Origin of the sequence: Paenibacillus sp. W2I17 (genome assembly GCF_030815985.1) — a bacterium.
In the GTDB taxonomy this organism is placed as follows: domain Bacteria; phylum Bacillota; class Bacilli; order Paenibacillales; family Paenibacillaceae; genus Paenibacillus.
Genome location: NZ_JAUSXM010000001.1, coordinates 2,875,563 through 2,890,812 on the forward strand (window position 1 = coordinate 2,875,563; position 15,250 = coordinate 2,890,812).

At 42.8% G+C, this 15,250-nt stretch carries 14 protein-coding genes and 2 pseudogenes; 3 read left to right on the top strand and 13 right to left on the bottom strand.

Annotation, left to right across the window (positions count from 1 at the left end; translation table 11 throughout):
• Together QF041_RS12785 and QF041_RS12790 are read right to left on the bottom strand one after the other, a co-directional pair.
• Window positions 1–1,041, bottom strand: a complete 1,041-nt coding sequence (locus tag QF041_RS12785) for an ABC transporter substrate-binding protein (RefSeq protein WP_307414468.1) — start codon at window positions 1,039–1,041, stop codon at window positions 1–3.
• Between the two features lie 147 nt (window positions 1,042–1,188).
• Entirely contained in the window at window positions 1,189–1,464 is a 276-nt protein-coding gene (locus tag QF041_RS12790) for a hypothetical protein (RefSeq protein WP_307414469.1), read from the bottom strand.
• Between the two features lie 160 nt (window positions 1,465–1,624).
• Between QF041_RS12790 and QF041_RS12795 the strand changes: the two genes are divergently transcribed.
• Window positions 1,625–1,996, top strand: a complete 372-nt coding sequence (locus tag QF041_RS12795) for a hypothetical protein (protein ID WP_307414470.1) — start codon at window positions 1,625–1,627, stop codon at window positions 1,994–1,996.
• Window positions 1,997–2,038: 42 nt separating this feature from the next.
• Here QF041_RS12795 and QF041_RS12800 read toward each other — a convergent pair whose 3' ends face one another.
• The 3 genes from QF041_RS12800 to QF041_RS12810 all read right to left on the bottom strand — a co-directional run bounded on the left by QF041_RS12800 (window position 2,039) and on the right by QF041_RS12810 (window position 3,673).
• Window positions 2,039–2,623, bottom strand: coding sequence for a chloramphenicol phosphotransferase CPT family protein (locus tag QF041_RS12800; protein ID WP_307414471.1), 585 nt, complete (start codon window positions 2,621–2,623; stop codon window positions 2,039–2,041).
• Window positions 2,624–2,669: 46 nt separating this feature from the next.
• A complete protein-coding gene (locus QF041_RS12805; protein ID WP_307414472.1) occupies window positions 2,670–2,921 on the bottom strand; it encodes a hypothetical protein in 252 nt (83 codons plus the stop codon).
• Window positions 2,922–3,106: 185 nt separating this feature from the next.
• The gene (locus tag QF041_RS12810; protein ID WP_307414473.1) at window positions 3,107–3,673 is read right to left on the bottom strand and encodes a histidine phosphatase family protein; all 567 of its coding nucleotides are present in this window, start codon (window positions 3,671–3,673) and stop codon (window positions 3,107–3,109) included.
• Window positions 3,674–3,906: 233 nt separating this feature from the next.
• Between QF041_RS12810 and QF041_RS12815 the strand changes: the two genes are divergently transcribed.
• Window positions 3,907–4,509 (top strand): hypothetical protein, encoded by a 603-nt coding sequence (locus QF041_RS12815; protein WP_307414474.1) that lies wholly within the window; start codon window positions 3,907–3,909, stop codon window positions 4,507–4,509.
• 51 nt (window positions 4,510–4,560) lie between these two features.
• On the opposite strand, the gene QF041_RS12820 is transcribed toward QF041_RS12815, so the two are convergent.
• From QF041_RS12820 to QF041_RS12845, 7 genes and pseudogenes are all read right to left on the bottom strand, one after another.
• Window positions 4,561–5,040 (bottom strand): hypothetical protein, encoded by a 480-nt coding sequence (locus QF041_RS12820; protein ID WP_307414475.1) that lies wholly within the window; start codon window positions 5,038–5,040, stop codon window positions 4,561–4,563.
• Between the two features lie 108 nt (window positions 5,041–5,148).
• Window positions 5,149–5,793 (bottom strand): DUF3885 domain-containing protein, encoded by a 645-nt coding sequence (locus QF041_RS12825; RefSeq protein WP_307414476.1) that lies wholly within the window; start codon window positions 5,791–5,793, stop codon window positions 5,149–5,151.
• Window positions 5,794–5,898: 105 nt separating this feature from the next.
• Window positions 5,899–6,057: pseudogene (locus QF041_RS31325) on the bottom strand (DUF3024 domain-containing protein); the annotation flags it as partial.
• A gap of 602 nt (window positions 6,058–6,659) precedes the next feature.
• Window positions 6,660–7,496 (bottom strand): carbohydrate ABC transporter permease, encoded by an 837-nt coding sequence (locus QF041_RS12830; RefSeq protein ID WP_307414477.1) that lies wholly within the window; start codon window positions 7,494–7,496, stop codon window positions 6,660–6,662.
• Window positions 7,497–7,510: 14 nt separating this feature from the next.
• Window positions 7,511–8,446, bottom strand: coding sequence for a carbohydrate ABC transporter permease (locus QF041_RS12835; protein ID WP_307414478.1), 936 nt, complete (start codon window positions 8,444–8,446; stop codon window positions 7,511–7,513).
• 70 nt (window positions 8,447–8,516) lie between these two features.
• Complete coding sequence (locus tag QF041_RS12840; protein WP_307414479.1) at window positions 8,517–9,818, bottom strand: ABC transporter substrate-binding protein; 1,302 nt, start codon at window positions 9,816–9,818, stop codon at window positions 8,517–8,519.
• 525 nt (window positions 9,819–10,343) lie between these two features.
• Entirely contained in the window at window positions 10,344–11,468 is a 1,125-nt protein-coding gene (locus QF041_RS12845) for a GntR family transcriptional regulator (RefSeq protein WP_307414480.1), read from the bottom strand.
• A gap of 57 nt (window positions 11,469–11,525) precedes the next feature.
• Here QF041_RS12845 and QF041_RS12850 point away from each other — a divergent pair.
• Window positions 11,526–11,666, top strand: a pseudogene (locus tag QF041_RS12850) (transposase); the annotation flags it as partial.
• Between the two features lie 240 nt (window positions 11,667–11,906).
• On the opposite strand, the gene QF041_RS12855 reads toward QF041_RS12850, so the two are convergent.
• Window positions 11,907–15,038 (bottom strand): S-layer homology domain-containing protein, encoded by a 3,132-nt coding sequence (locus QF041_RS12855; RefSeq protein ID WP_307414481.1) that lies wholly within the window; start codon window positions 15,036–15,038, stop codon window positions 11,907–11,909.
• Window positions 15,039–15,250: the final 212 nt, after the last annotated feature.

Sequence of the window (15,250 nt, forward strand, 5' to 3'; positions counted from 1 at the left end):
TTAATTCGATCCGAGCAGGGCTTCCGATGCCTGATCTACAATAAGATTAATCGCAAGAGGTCCGTAGTATGCAATCCACAATGTTGAGTTAACGTCATACGTGCGGTTATTTTTCACAGCATCAAGGGACTTCCACACTGGATTACTCACCATAGCCTCTGCCTCTGCCGCAAACAGCTCATCCGACAGCACAAAATAACGATCTGCCCCAATGTCAGGAACCTTCTCCATCGAGATTTCAACGGAGGTATCATCCTTGATTCCCTCAACGAGTGCAGGCATGTTCAAACCCAAATCCTGATACAGAATGCCGCCTGTGCGATGCTCGATCCCATGAACACGAATACCTTCTTTTCTCGGACGAATCAGCGCGACCGTTTCATCTCCCATTTTCTCTGAAAGCTTCGCCTTCAGTCCAGCAACTTTCTCCTCATAGGCTGTGCGCACTTTCTCCGCTTCGTCCTGCTTGTCTGTAATCTTAGCAACTGTGGCTAACGTATCACGCCAGTCTTCGTAGAAGTCCAGTACGAGGGTAGGTGCAATTTTGCTTACACTCTCATACTGTTTCTCCTGGAAGTCCGTCATGATAATCAGATCCGGGTCTAACGCTACAATCGCTTCCAGATTAGGCTCGTCCCGTGTACCCAGAACCTGTACATCACTCGGCTGATCTCCTAAGTATTCTGGAAAATCGGTGTTACCTCCAGCGATAACACTACCTGCCGGCTTCTCACCAACAGCTAACATTTGATCCAGAAATTTAACATCAAGCACCGCAATTCTCTGTGGTTTTTCGTTTAGCGTCAGCTCACCCTTCATGTGTGTGATCGTTACGGGAAAAGCTCCGTCTGTCTGTGTTTCTGCATTCGCAGGTGTCTCCGCTGGCGTTGCCGCAGATTGTTTACCGCTATCTGTACCTGTTCCAGCACCGCAAGCGGTCAGGACAAGAATAAGGGCTAACATCAAGCCCATGAATAATCGTGATTTATGAGCAGCATATGCCTTACTTCCGGCAACCTGCCTATTTGTTCCTTGATTCATGATGAATCCCCCTTATGTATAAAACTGATAATGATTTTCATTATCGAAACATAAAGAAAGTATATACGATCTCCGCATCGCGTTACCATGTACTTTTGCGACATTTAAGCCGGACTAATGCGACATCGTAAGCCGCTTATCCGCCCTTTAATTGATATATGCTTGCAGTCGGTAAAGGTCTGAAAGAAGCTCTTCTTCCTCCGGCGTATTTCCATACTCCCCTAACCAGCGCGGTGTGCGGATATGCCACTCGTTAGACATGTATTGCTTTTCATCCCGGTACACTATAATGTGCTCCAAGAAATACTCTAAAGAGCCGAAGGATTGTTTACCAGTATCGTTGATAATGGATTTTGTTTTTTCAATGATTGCCTGTAACATGTGTTGGATATGATCTTCTGGATTAATAGCATTAATTTCCATCGATGACCTCCCCCTATCTCTACAAAAAAAATGAATTAGTATATTATTTAAATGAGCCAAATATTTCTAAACGTAGAATTCTGTTCTGATTAAATACAATAAATCGATGCCCAATGAGTATTGAGACATCGATTCATATCATCTAATTATGAGGTGAGTAATGAATATGCGACCAAACATGAAGTATAGCATTATTGTTAGCGCAGTTATTATTGTCGTTGTTCCTATTATCATTGGATTTTATATGTTGAACAAGGTTGTCGATCCTGACGAGACAATGGTTACGAGAACTGAAGTTTCTCCTGAGCTTATTACTATACAAGGTGGATTTGCAGACAGTATTAGCAAATATCACGGCTATTACCTCTCACATAATAACAATTCATTATTCATTCAGATTAAAGGCAGTAAACTTCCTATCGGTGGTAGTAAAGACTTCACAATTTCATTTTCTAATACTTATGGGAGTGTTGATGAAATCTACTTATTAGGTCCTGGCAACTCTAAGAAAAAGATTTGGCCGAATCCCTAACTTTCATTGGAATGGATATCATATTATCTGACGCAATCAGCTTCAGTCTCTTCTGCTTAACTTCTTAAATGCCGAGTATTCCTGATCAGACTTCATATAACTTAATATTTTTTCCGCACATGCAGCTGAGCTAAGCTCTTCCGTATTCACTTCCAGGTCATATTCATCATTGGAGTAGATGTAGTCGAACTGGGAATGGGCAAGTCCAATCTCACGATCTCCCCTGCTCTGCTCTCTTCTGGTAAGTTCCTCTTTCGAGCACTGCACGCCTACAAACAATATCGGATAATCCGATAGTAAATCATAAAAATCGTTAAACCACTTGTCATTGCTGATGACCGTATCCACGATGACATTCAAACCCATCTCCGAAAACAGTTTAATGGTTGCACAGTACAACGAATTGATGGGGTCGAACAGGATATCGGTCATCACATGGTGTTCCACTTCTCTTGTTGGTTTCATATCTGGATATGTATTGTCGATGAATTGATCATAATTATGCAGAATTTGATCTACAGATAGATGATGAAACGGAATGTCTCCCTGATTTTTCATTTCCATCGCAATGCTCGTCTTGCCCGAACTTGACGTTCCGTTCAAAAATATAATGAGTCCTCGTTCCATATTGATCATCCTTATCATTAAAATTGGAAAACACTGTTCTGCTGAATTACCACTCTCTCCATTCTTCCGTAATATCTTCTTCCTCATGGATGTCTAATCCAGCCAGCCTAGCCGCCTTGTCTATAAAATCAGCCAATTCTTCACGTTCCATCGTCTCAATAAAGTAACTATTGGCCTCATTCATTTCATTAAACCTAAGCACAACTTCTTCTACAGCCTTCATCATGTGCTCAGAATCTTGCGTTTCTTGTAATGCTATTAATTGGTGCAAATATGTATCCAGGGCTTGATCAGACATGAGTAATCTCTTCTGTAAAAATCTCATCTCCGTGTTTAACCATTCTCTCGTTCCATAGTTTCGTTGGTTTTTCATGAAACAAGTTTTGTAATGTCAATGGAATCAATCCCTTCCATATTTAATAATATCTATATTTTACCTGTAACCAAAATTATGAACAAGCGTTCTCGTCATTCACTTTCACCCTATTCGCTCCATAGCCTTGTCACGTTCTCTAATTCCATCTCGTCAAATTGTAATCGATAAATGTCCGGTTTCTTGGTTTGATTCATAAAATCCAATCCGTAACTCGAATCAAAGTAATTCATCATCAACGTCATTACATGTCCGTGTGTGCCGATCGCCACTTTTTTGCCCTTGTATTCTTCTAAAATCTGTTTCAACACGCCCACTGCTCTATTCTGGCAAACCGTGTTCGACTCGCCCCCTGGCTCTGCATAATCCGGGTCATCGAACATCTTCTTCGAAGCAGGCTCGAACTCTTCATCCGCAATCATATCATCTGAAAAATGTCTTTCCCGCAGATCCTCCATGATCTGAATATCTAATTCTAACGCTGCTGCCACACCCTCTAAGGTCAGAATAGCCCTAGCATAAGGACTTGAGACAATGGAATGTATTCCTTCATTCGTTAATATTTCCGTTATTCGTTCTGCATTCATCTTGCCCTCCAGAGTAAGCCCCCTCGTTCTTTCCGTTCCTTCCGTATACGGTGACTCTGCATGCCTTACCATATAAACGATGGTCTTCATAGGACCCTCCTTGAATTTCTTCTATCAATTTTATGGTCACGATTTAGGTCCTTCAACATATTTTGTTTTTCCGTTCTAAAATCAATTACATGGTGCCACTATATTTTAGATTTTGAATTCAGGATTGATATTCTGCTAGACATTTAATTTACAATAATTTTCAGATATGTGTATAGTAGAAATGAAGCAATATGCTTTTAAAAGAAGTTAAATCTAACGGAGAGGATGAGATCATGTCTTTTTTCAAAAGGAAGGTTGTACTAGTCTCTTTATTCGTATTGGCTATCTCTGCAGTTGCAATCGCTTACGCAAGTGGTCAATCGAAACCGGACGTAAACATTCATAAAGTCGTCAACCTTTCAGCCAACTCTTTAACATTTCATGAAATAGATAAGCTGGATGCGTTCGCTGAACTGGTCGTTATTGGTTATGCCACAGAAGATTTCAGAGATCGAAAGCATGTTATTACTGCATTTGATGATGGGACCATGCAATCCTTTCACACCAATACAAACATCAAGATTGAAAAGATATTGAAGAAACCCAAAGATTTCCCCTCAAATCAGAACGAATTGACAATCATTGAACCCGTTAGTCTGGAAGGAGACGTCAAATATACAGTTGATGACTATGTAGAACTGCAGAAGGGTGATAAAAGTGTGCTCTTCTTGATGAAAAACTCCTTTGGTGATTATGGATTAATCAATGATAACTTAGGTAAATTCAGCCTTGAAGGGATAAGTCAATATAGTTTACCTCAATCCTCCTCTGTACAAGCGTTATCAAGATACGAAGCTTTCCGTGACTCCGTTATGGAGAAGTACCATTTGAATTAAGGTTTTCATCGAACAATGGTGACCTTTGCGGACATAGCTGCCCTATTTAATCTATTGCACTTCTTTATCAAGGCTTACGTCAAATGATGAAGTTATCGATTTTTGTCTAAAATCATTGGGTATCACTTTAATCTCCACGTTTAGATGTATAGATTCAGGCAAATTCATTTGAGTTATATTCTCATAACCGATGAAGTAATAATGCTTTTCGTCCAGTTCTATCAAACCTCCACCTGTTGAGCCAGAAGTTGAAATCAGATTCCCGTCACGATAAAGCTCACAAGCAATGTTATATTCCTCCAAACTGTACCCTTTCACTTCATATCCAACCTTGATTTGATTTTCCGTGTAATCAGCATTTCGTAAACTGATCGCACCACCATCCACCATTTGAGTCTGAATTGCAATATTTGCTTCGGGCATCTCCGGTTTCTTTAATAGATAGCCTACTTTTAGGTACCATATAGCTCCTAATACAACTACAGCAAGTACAATCATAGCAATGATAAGCTTCTTTTCTTTTTTATCCATAATCCTTACTCCTTACATCTGAACACCCTTAAAGTTCTTTCCAAACCTGTGTTTCAAATAATACATTTTCCCTGAGCGATCAACACCCGAAAACTGTCATCCACCCCATTATCCTATAAATATATTGTTAATTTTGTCTCGATCATAATCTAGAATCCAATCGTTATATTCTGTATAGACATCCATTAGCTCTTCCCTTGCTGCTGAAATAACATCGCAACCTCTATCATCATAGATATGAAATACCGTTTTCTTACTTATATTAATGAAATACACCCTATGATAAATCTTTGGCTTAATTCCAACATCATGATTACATATAGCTTTGATTAACTGATTATATTTCAAGTCCTCAACTCTACATTTAGTCCAGTACCTATACATGTTGTTCCTTGGGTCTAGGATGTCATCCGGTTCACAATTTAGACCTGGAAATATATCAAGGCTCAAGGCTCTAATCGGCCCTTTCTTCTTGATATATTTTCTATACAGGTTCAATTTCTTCACTTTGTGTTTAGGCTTATCTGCAAAATAAGCTTGAGTTATTAATAGAACTTCATCTTCTTGATCATGAAGAGCCTTAAATAATTCAAGTGATCGATGATAAACTTGTTCCATGTAATGCTCCATATTCATTCCAAACATCAGAGGATTGCCAAGCTCGAATCGTATTGCAACATCCCAATTATAAAAATGAGGCGGTTCTAAGGTCAGGTTTGGAAAATTCTCTGCCAGGTACTTCTTCAGATCCATTCTGTGGCCTCCAAATTCTCTTTAAAGATGAATGCCAGCTAAAGAATGAATCCGTCTCTTCAATGGTTTCCGGTTAGGCATTCAGATCTTTTAATGTTAATTGGGTTACTCAACTCTCCAACACTTTTTTTGAAAAATTAACCCCATCTGTACCCATTGATCACTTCGAAAGGCTTGTCTTTCTTCAATCAACGTCACATGTTTTCCTCTGATTTTATAACTAATCTTTATCTGACTTTTCACATGCTCGGGTACAGCATTTTCGGTGTAATGGTCTTGATTATATCATGTTGTTCTCTCCGATTTAAATGATGCTTTTAGTGTTGTAAAAGGTGAAACGGAGCGCGGCTTATGCAATGGCAAGCCGCGTCAGGATGAGTTGCTGCACCCAATGGGGCAGTACCTCATGGGGTTGCACCGCGTGCATTAGTGCGGTGCTCATGCTGCCATCACGAGCACACTTTCATGATGGCAACACTTGGTGCATCACGATAGCTACGCCGTGATGCCCGCAAAAAAGCGCCGCGACTTCATCGTCGTGGCGCTTCCTCCTGCTGTATAAGCCAATCGGCCATGCAGCTTTTGTTATGCTACTGCGTCCCATAGGCGCAGCATAACGTTTTCTTTCGATTTTACAATTTTAACAATGGGGCTATGCTAATCATTTACGACTTAGGGAACAGACCACGAGCTGGATGTTTCTCCTCATCTAAAAGCTGCCTCTCAACCCAACAGAGCCTGAGCGATCTGATCGATAATGCCATTGATGCCTTTGGGTCCATAACAGCCGATCCATGTCGCGGAATGATCCGTCCTAACATCCCTGGGGTTCCACATCGCTGGAGCTTAATTCATACCAATGATGTTCAACCTTTTATACCACTAAATGTAATGCCGCTAATAAACGTCTTTTGAAGAAAAAAGAACAAAACAATAATAGGTAATGTCATCAAGGTGGATACCGCCATTAATAGACCCCATTCGGATCCCTTTTGACTCTGAAATTGCTGCAATCCGAGCGAAACCGTGTAAGATGGTTCATTGGTTAAATAGAGCAAGGGGCCCATGAAATCAGTCCAGCTCCCCATAAATTGAAACAATGCCACGGCTAATACGGCGGATTTGGCTAGTGGAAACATGATCTGTAAATATATGCGGAACTCACTAGCGCCGTCTAAGCGGGCCGCTTCGCGCAGGGCATCAGGCAGTCCCATGAAAAACTGCCGCAATAGAAAAATGTAAATGGGCACTCCAAAAAATTGGGGTACAATCAGTGGAAGAGGTGTTCCTACCCAACCTAATTTAGTAAACAACAGGAATAGAGGAATCATTGTCACCTGTCCGGGGATCATCATAACAGCAAGGGTAACAAAGAAAAGTAAACCTCTCCCACGGTACTCTAACTTGGCAAAACTATATGCAACCAAGGGACAGGATATGATCACACCAAGCGTACTAACGATAGTTATAATCGCCGTGTTTTTCAGATATGTCCAGAAAGGGATATACTCAACAGCACGGGAATAATTACTCCACAGAATTGGACGCGGAATCCACTCTGGTGGGAATGTAAAGATTTGTGTGAGTGGTTTAAGAGAAGTCGAAAGCAGCCATATGAACGGAATCATGAAAAATGCAGAAGCAACAATTAGACATAAATAGGCTAACGCACGATTGATTCTTTTGATAGCGGTAGGATTCATCCCTTACTTCCTCCTTATTTCCCTTGATAATGAACCCAGCGTTTAGACGTAATAAAAATAATTCCGGTTAATGCCATAACGATAATAAATAAGATCCATGCCATTGCGGAGGCATAACCCATTTTGAAATACCTGAATCCGTTCTCATATAAATACATGACGTAAAAAGTCATGGAATTTGCAGGAGTTCCTTGCCCTTTGGTCAACGTATAGGGAAGAGTAAACTGTTGGAATGCACCAATCATTCCCATGACAAGGTTGTAGAAAATAACGGGAGTGAGCAAAGGCAGCGTTACCTTTCTCGTTTTCTGAAACCAGTTAGCTCCATCGATTTGCGCCGCTTCATAGTACTCCTCAGGGATGTCTCCTAATCCAGCAAGGTAGATGACGACAGCTTGCCCAATACCCCAAAGCGACATCAGAATGAGAGAGGGCTTGGACCACGACTCACCACCAAGCCAGGAAGGCCCATCGATACCGATATTCGCTAACATCCCGTTCACCAATCCGAAGTTTGGATGTAACAGCCACATCCACAGAACAGCCAAAGCCACTTGTGGAACAAGTGTAGGCAAGAAAAAGATCGTTCTGAATACAGCCATACCCTTGACCTTCATATTCAACATCATAGCGAGTGCCACACCGAAAAATATACTTAAGGGAACAAAAAATACGGTAAAATAAAGCGTATTGTATATGGATTTCCAAAACAGAGGATCATGGAAAAGATCTTTATAATTATTCATTCCGACAAATTCACCAGGCTGCAGAATGCTGTAAGTCGTGAAGCTGAAGTAGATGGACATTAGCATCGGAATTGCATAAAAGCACAGCAGCCCTATAGCCCAAGGTGAAGCAAACAGCCAACCAATCACATTGGTTCTGTGGAGTGCTCGTTTCCTTGCCGATGGAATTGCGTTTACTTTAACTGGATCGGCCAGTTTCGCCATGTGCATTCTCCTTCCAATTGTCATTCATGAATAGGCAAGGAGAGAGTTCCCTCCCTGCCTACCGAGCACCCTATTTGTCGTATTTTTCCAAAGCCTTATTAACAGTCTCTGTTACTCTATCCAGGTTCTCTTTCGGAGTACCGTTACCGCGGGTAGCCTTTTCCGTAGCGGAAGCTAACTCATTCCACAGCAGCTGGCCTTCAGGAATAACCGGGCGGTTATGTGAATTGGGTAAAATATTGATAAATTCCTTCATAATCGGATCGTCCTTGTAACCGTATTTGTCGTTAACCGAATCGATAACGGAAATTTGAGAGTCAGCGTTTAATAACGTTTGCCCCTCTTCTTTCCCTAAGAATTCGAGGAATTTCCAAGCAGCAGCGACGTTCTTGGCGCCTTTAGGGATAATAGCGGACCCGCCTCCCGACCATGTCGTAAAATTAGTACCTGTTGGGGTCGGTATTGGTGCAACACCGTAGTTTAAATCCGGCTTAAATTTTTCGATACCCTTCACCGTAAAGTTTCCACTTATCTTCATGCTGACTTGACCGGAAATGAACGGATCCATTTCCTCCGTACCCGCTGCACTTGTGAATCCGGCAATATCCTCGACATTGTATTTTTTGCCGAAGTCGGTCATCCATTGTAGCGCTTCCACGACTTTAGGATCATTTGCCGTAATTTTGCCGGTGGCAGCATCCTGGAATTCTCCTCCAAATGCCCATCCCCAAGTATACAGCCAGCCTTGCGAATACCATGGGATGAACCCGATCCGTTTGAAACGTTTACCTTCCTTGATGGTTAACTTATCGGCGGCCGCTTCAAGCTCGGCGATCGTTTGTGGTGGTTTGTTGGGATCCAACCCCACTTCTTTGAAATGATCCTTATTGTAAAATAGCAGGCGAGAGTCCGTATCCATCGGCATTGCATAAAGCTTTCCTTGATAACTGGACTCCTCCCATGCAAATGGATAATACATTTCCTTACGTATTCCGGATTCTGCTGCCATCGAGGATAAGTCAGTAAGAGAACCTTGCGCAGCCCAAGTACCGACCTTAAACCGATCGAAAAGTGCAACGTCAGGAGGATTGCCGCCTGCGACTGCAGTCAGCAGCTTCTGATCGGATCCCTCGTTGGATTCTGTATAAACCAAATTCATTTTGATCGTAGGGTTTTTCTCTTCAAATGCCTTCACGACTTTATTCATATTATCTAAATCAATTGAGGTAAGACCATGCCACATCGTAACCGTTGTAATCCCCTCTCCGGCCTGATCGCTAGAGCCTCCATTCGTTGAACAAGCCGTTACAAGTAGTAACATAACCAGAAAGCAAACAAGAATTGGAAATGCGATTTTTTTGGATCTCCTCATTCAAAGTCCCCCTTAGTTAAATGAATTCGTTTAACTTGAATTCCTATAGGATCCACTTCATTTTCTGATCATCCACAACTTATGTAAGCGTTAACAACTTTGGTGATATGAACTATTAAAATCAGAAAATGATGAACACCGTGAATTTGTTATAGGAACCCACTAGTTATACTAAGTATATTAATATGACATCATAAAACATGTCAATTGCAATATTACGACATCACTATTCATGATGTATGGCTATAATTTAGATATAGAAATCGACGTTTCAAGGTTGGTTAATCTCCGGTCCCCTAACCAATTCCCTGATGTGAAACATGCTTTACCATAAGAACATCGCCTATCGACATACTTCATAGAAGACAGACCGCGTCTAAAAGGGGTTTTTCTTGCGATATCAGGTCAGGAAGGTCCCTGCTTCGAAGTTTATATGTCTGATATCAAAAAAAAGTGCCGATAAGCCCCTTGGGACTTCTCGACACTTTGAACAATTGCTTTGGTTTAGCTGCACTTGTATAAACCCTACCCGTTATTTTTCACGACCATACGATGTTTAATAATGTTCAGCTCGGGAACTGCTGTTCCATGCAATTGAGAGATTAACATATCCACTGCCAATTCACCCATCTGCTTCTCATCCTGCTTAATATGAGTGAAGATGGGTTGACCCAGGTGATCGTTCAGGGAGTCGAAACAAACGATCTCGAATTCCTCCAGAGATTTCCCCATCGAGTGGATGACTTGAGCCAGCATGGTAGCTATTAGAAATTCCGATGCGACAAACGCCTTTACATCAGGGTGTTGTTTCAAAAAATTCTTTACTATTTCTTTATCATTTTCAATCGCTGTTCCATTTATGTTCTTGGGAAGGGTGCCCTTCAAGTTTGTCAATACATAATCTTTGTTCAAATTCATTCCTTCCTGGGTGAAGGCAAACGTATATCCGAGCAGCCTTTCCTCCAATGTTGAAGTGTTCTCTTCCGGCGGAGATAAAAAGGCAATTTTTTTATGACCTTTGCTAATCAGATGACGCGTAAGATCCATGGCTGCTTTCTTATTGTCTGTATATACCGAACAAACCGGAATTCCTTTTAGATATCTATCGGCCAAAACAATTGGAAACCGATCTAATACAAGTCGAAGCAGTTCAGAATTATAGTGTTGACCATGAATGGGGGTCACGATTAATCCTTTGATGCCTAAACCAATAAATAAGTCAATCGCACGTTTTTCCTCATCACGATCCCCGCAAGTTCGCTTGATAATGAGTTGATAATTATGCTCAGCACTCCGCTTTTCCATCGATCTAAGAAGTTGCAGGCCAAACTCGTCAGAAAAATTCGGTATAATAAATCCGATCACCCGCTTATCGTCCTCAGGAACCAAAGTTGTTCTTACTTCTGAATAATGCTTCGGTTCTTGTCCTCCAATGATACCATCGGCCACATATGAACCTTTTCCTTGTATTCGTTTGATAACCCCAGAATCTGCCAATTTCTCCAGAGCCTTTTTAGATGTAATACGACTGACGCCAAATTTTTCAGCCAACTCTTTTTCAGAAGAGACTCGGTCACCTTCTTTTAAACGACCTTCTTTAATCTCTTGTACAATATAGCTATATATCTGCTCGTATAAATGCAATTCCACAAAACCACCCTGACATCATAATATTAATATACTAAGTATATTACACAAGAAGTAATTCGCAAAGTTACTGAAAATACCGACGAACTTCTGTGCATGGAGTTTTCCAAGTCTACGGTGTCAGACCTCTGCTTACAATTAGACCCCCTGGCAGGGGCATGGAATAACCGGCCTTTAGTCGACAGCCGATTCCTGTTCTTGTGAATGGCAAGCCGCGTGAGGATGAGGTGCTGCCCCTAATAAGGCAGTACCTCACGAGGTGGCACCGCATGCATTAGCGTGGTCCTAATGCTGCCATCACGAGCACAGTTCCGTGGTTGAAACACTTGGTGCATCACGATAGCTGCGCCGTGATGCACGCAAAAAAAGCGCCGCGATCAATGTATAAAAAAACAACCACTGACGGTTTTAGGCTGTCAGTGGTTGATTGAATAAACTTGCTTACTTGTCAATTAAATTGGTAATTTTCAGCATCCTTGCAATCAGTGCCGTCACTTCAGCACGCGTCATCGGAGCTTTCGGGCTGAGATGAGTACCTTCGCCCTGAATGATGCCTGCTTCGATCAATTGCCCCACATCCGCCTTGGCCCAGTTCGATACGCTCGCACCGTCTTTATATTCGGACAGAGCAGAAGTATTCTGACTAACGACAGCTTCGGATTTAATCAGGCGGTACGCGCGGGCTACCATTGCGAAGCCCTGCTCTCTCGTAATTGGCTGGTTGCCGTAGAAGTTGCCATCGTCATAACCGCGAACGATATCAAATTCATCCGCAATCGCGAGGGCATTTCCGTACCAGGCGGAAGTCGGTACATCCGGGAAGTTATTCTGCGACGCTTCCTGACGCATCAGACCCAGGCCGAGGACCACGATCTCCGCGAACTCGGAACGGGTTACGCTGCGTCCCGGCGAGAACGTGTTATCCCCGTTCCCCTTCAGATCCAGTCGTGCCGCAATGTTATTCACATCCGCTTGACCCCAATGGGTTTTCACATCCGTGAAATCCTGCGGATTCCAGATTACCGAGTACGTACCGATGCTGCGCAAATCATGGATTTGTGCATAATAACGATTGCCGATCTTCGTTACAACGGTTGGCAGATGATATACGCTGCCGTCCGGATTCACTACAACACCCGTCGTAATCCGGTTCGGATCGATGCCTTCCGGGAGAGCGATGTATTTCGCCGCATAGCCGTTCAATTGACCGGATTTTACGGTTTGACCCCCATGGCTAAACGTCAGGTCCAGATCAACCGGATCAACCAGCAGCTCATAACCTCCTGCTGCTGCCTTGTTCTTCGCAGATGCAATCAAGGCATCCGAAGAACGCTTGATGTCGATGCGAACACCGATATCGTTCAGCGCTGCATTGCCCAATTGACCGGCGACAGCATTCAGGTTCATTTTTCCGACAGGTACCGGATAAATGGCCAGTGGGTTACTTATTTTCAGGCTTGCGCCCTTATCGCCCAGTTTCTTCAAAGTGTCTGCCGTCAAGCCATCAACCGTCATATCCCCTTCATTTGGCGAGTGAATCGACAGATCCTGGCCTGTACCTTCCGATACAGCTTTACCCAGCTTGTCCGGGTCTACCTTAACTGACGTTGTCGTACGGCCGTCTGCAGTTGAAGTTGTGCCTGTTGCAAACGGATCGTCTTTGCCGTTCAAAGTTACGTCGAGATTACCCTTTGGAGCTTCAGGAGTACTTGGTGCTGCTGGCGTTGTTGGAGTCGTGCTTCCGCCACCTCCGCCTCCGCTGTTACCATTATTTCCATTATTGAATGCACGGAAGACGGTCAGCGTATAGAGTTTTTCCCTTCCGTTAACGGTAACCTTAACAACAATCGTGTTGCTGCCTTCATTCAAAGGCAATTCATTGCTGGCTTTACCGCTGGCTGCATCCGTCCAGGCACCATTGTTGAGCGAAAACTCAATCTTGGCGTTCGGATCCAGACCTGCAAGCGAGTCCAGTGTTGGTGTGAAATATACGCTGTACGTTGCAGTAGTAGCAGTGTAATTGTACGTATTCTCAGCAAAAGCCGGTGACAGAGGTATCGAAGTTCCATCGTTGGCATTCAGCTCGAGACCGGTAAGATGCGATTTTTGAGCAGACTCGACTACGATTGTCTTGGATTGTTTGGTCACTTTTCCATTTTTCAATGCCGTTACATCAACCGTATATTTTCCATCCGGCAATTCTGCCGACGGGGTAAAGCTCCAATTTCCATTACTATCTGCTTCTACTTCCCTTGTTTCAATCACTTTGCCGTTCTCATCCTTCAATTCAACGGTGACTTTCGAATCTTGGTCTACCACACCTTTGAGTTCAGGCTTGGACACGTTGACCAGCCCACCGCTCGGCTCGGTGATCAACATGGGTTTCAGCAGCTCTCTCGCTGTTTTCAATTCCTGAAGTGCTTTATCTACTTCTTCTTGAGTTTTGGTTTTGTTGTCAAGCACGGCTCTGGCGTCTTCCAGAGCTTTTTTATACGCTTGCCATTCCGCTACCATATAATCTTCTTGGTCCAGTTGATCCCCTTCTTCAACGGCTTGCTTAAGATCGGTACTATTGACAATAGCAACGGTTTTCTCGGCGATGATATCCAAATTTTCGTCGCCCGCCATGCCGCCGTATTCAATAACATACCCTGTAACATTGTTGCTCAAAGGGTAATCGTTCCAATGTCCTGCTTCTCTGCCGGGCCCATAAATATGGGCAACATATTCCAAACCAGAATAATTATTAGGTTCACTGGCGGCCCAATTTGCATACCCTATTTTTGTGCCGCCCAGATAACCCTCATAGAACTTCTGACCATTCCCGCTATCTTGCTGGCCCTCCGGCCCGGTTACCCAACGCCAGTCACCAGTATTTACGGGTTCACCGTTTTTCCGTTGGATATCTTGTGCGCCAATCCATCCAAGACCTAACGTCTTTTCTTTTACAAACTCATTCTCTTGAGCATCTGTAATCGTGACCAGATATCCTTCGCGCCCGAAATAATTGTCGGCGGCAGCCTCATTCTTCGCGGCAGCCCAGGTAATACTGCTTCTCTTATTGATATATTTATAAAAATGGCCGTTAGCATCATTTGGAAGGGCATCACCCAAGGCAAACCTAACGGTTCTGACTGACGTATTACTGGAGGTTGTTGAGAACGCAACAGTTGATAATGTCTGATTATAGGCTTCCGATGAAGCAGTTCCCTTCAACGTTAAGACACCATTCGCAGGATTATATGTTCCTGTGATTCCTGTCGCTGCGGTAAATGTCAATTGATCCCCTGCTTGAAAATTTTCAAGCAGCACGGTGGCAGCGTCCAGATTTATTGTATAAGGGGAGTCTTGAATCAGAATTCCAGGATCAATAACGGCCCCGGACGATTGCTCTCCGTCCACAATATCGTATCTGGTTGTACCACCTGATGTGGATATTAAAGCTTCGCCTGCATCAGCTGCACTTGCTGTCGTCGGGAACATTGCTGGTGGTAAACCGCCCACGGTCAGAGCCGCTGCGAGAAATAATGCTCCATGCTTTTTCTTAAGAAACTTGTTGTTTTGTTTTGACACGTACCTTTCCCCCAATTCTTTTTTAGACTTTCTGATGTAGACAAATCCTTTTTAGCACTTTTTCATATGAGCAAATGTTTTTCTTTTTTTCGATGATCCCCCTAATTTAATTATCAATTTATGAAGTTACCTCATGTTGGATTGTAAAAATAGAGCTCTATTTTCCATCCAATCTCTTCTAATTAACATGGGGTTATATTCTCGACAATTCC

Coding starts and splice junctions, on each gene's coding strand:
- QF041_RS12785 (WP_307414468.1), bottom strand. CDS start 1,041: ATGAATCAAGGAACAAATAGGCAGGTTGCCGGAAGTAAGGCATATGCT.
- QF041_RS12790 (WP_307414469.1), bottom strand. CDS start 1,464: ATGGAAATTAATGCTATTAATCCAGAAGATCATATCCAACACATGTTA.
- QF041_RS12795 (WP_307414470.1), top strand. CDS start 1,625: ATGAATATGCGACCAAACATGAAGTATAGCATTATTGTTAGCGCAGTT.
- QF041_RS12800 (WP_307414471.1), bottom strand. CDS start 2,623: ATGGAACGAGGACTCATTATATTTTTGAACGGAACGTCAAGTTCGGGC.
- QF041_RS12805 (WP_307414472.1), bottom strand. CDS start 2,921: ATGTCTGATCAAGCCCTGGATACATATTTGCACCAATTAATAGCATTA.
- QF041_RS12810 (WP_307414473.1), bottom strand. CDS start 3,673: ATGAAGACCATCGTTTATATGGTAAGGCATGCAGAGTCACCGTATACG.
- QF041_RS12815 (WP_307414474.1), top strand. CDS start 3,907: ATGTCTTTTTTCAAAAGGAAGGTTGTACTAGTCTCTTTATTCGTATTG.
- QF041_RS12820 (WP_307414475.1), bottom strand. CDS start 5,040: ATGGATAAAAAAGAAAAGAAGCTTATCATTGCTATGATTGTACTTGCT.
- QF041_RS12825 (WP_307414476.1), bottom strand. CDS start 5,793: ATGGATCTGAAGAAGTACCTGGCAGAGAATTTTCCAAACCTGACCTTA.
- QF041_RS12830 (WP_307414477.1), bottom strand. CDS start 7,496: ATGAATCCTACCGCTATCAAAAGAATCAATCGTGCGTTAGCCTATTTA.
- QF041_RS12835 (WP_307414478.1), bottom strand. CDS start 8,446: ATGGCGAAACTGGCCGATCCAGTTAAAGTAAACGCAATTCCATCGGCA.
- QF041_RS12840 (WP_307414479.1), bottom strand. CDS start 9,818: ATGAGGAGATCCAAAAAAATCGCATTTCCAATTCTTGTTTGCTTTCTG.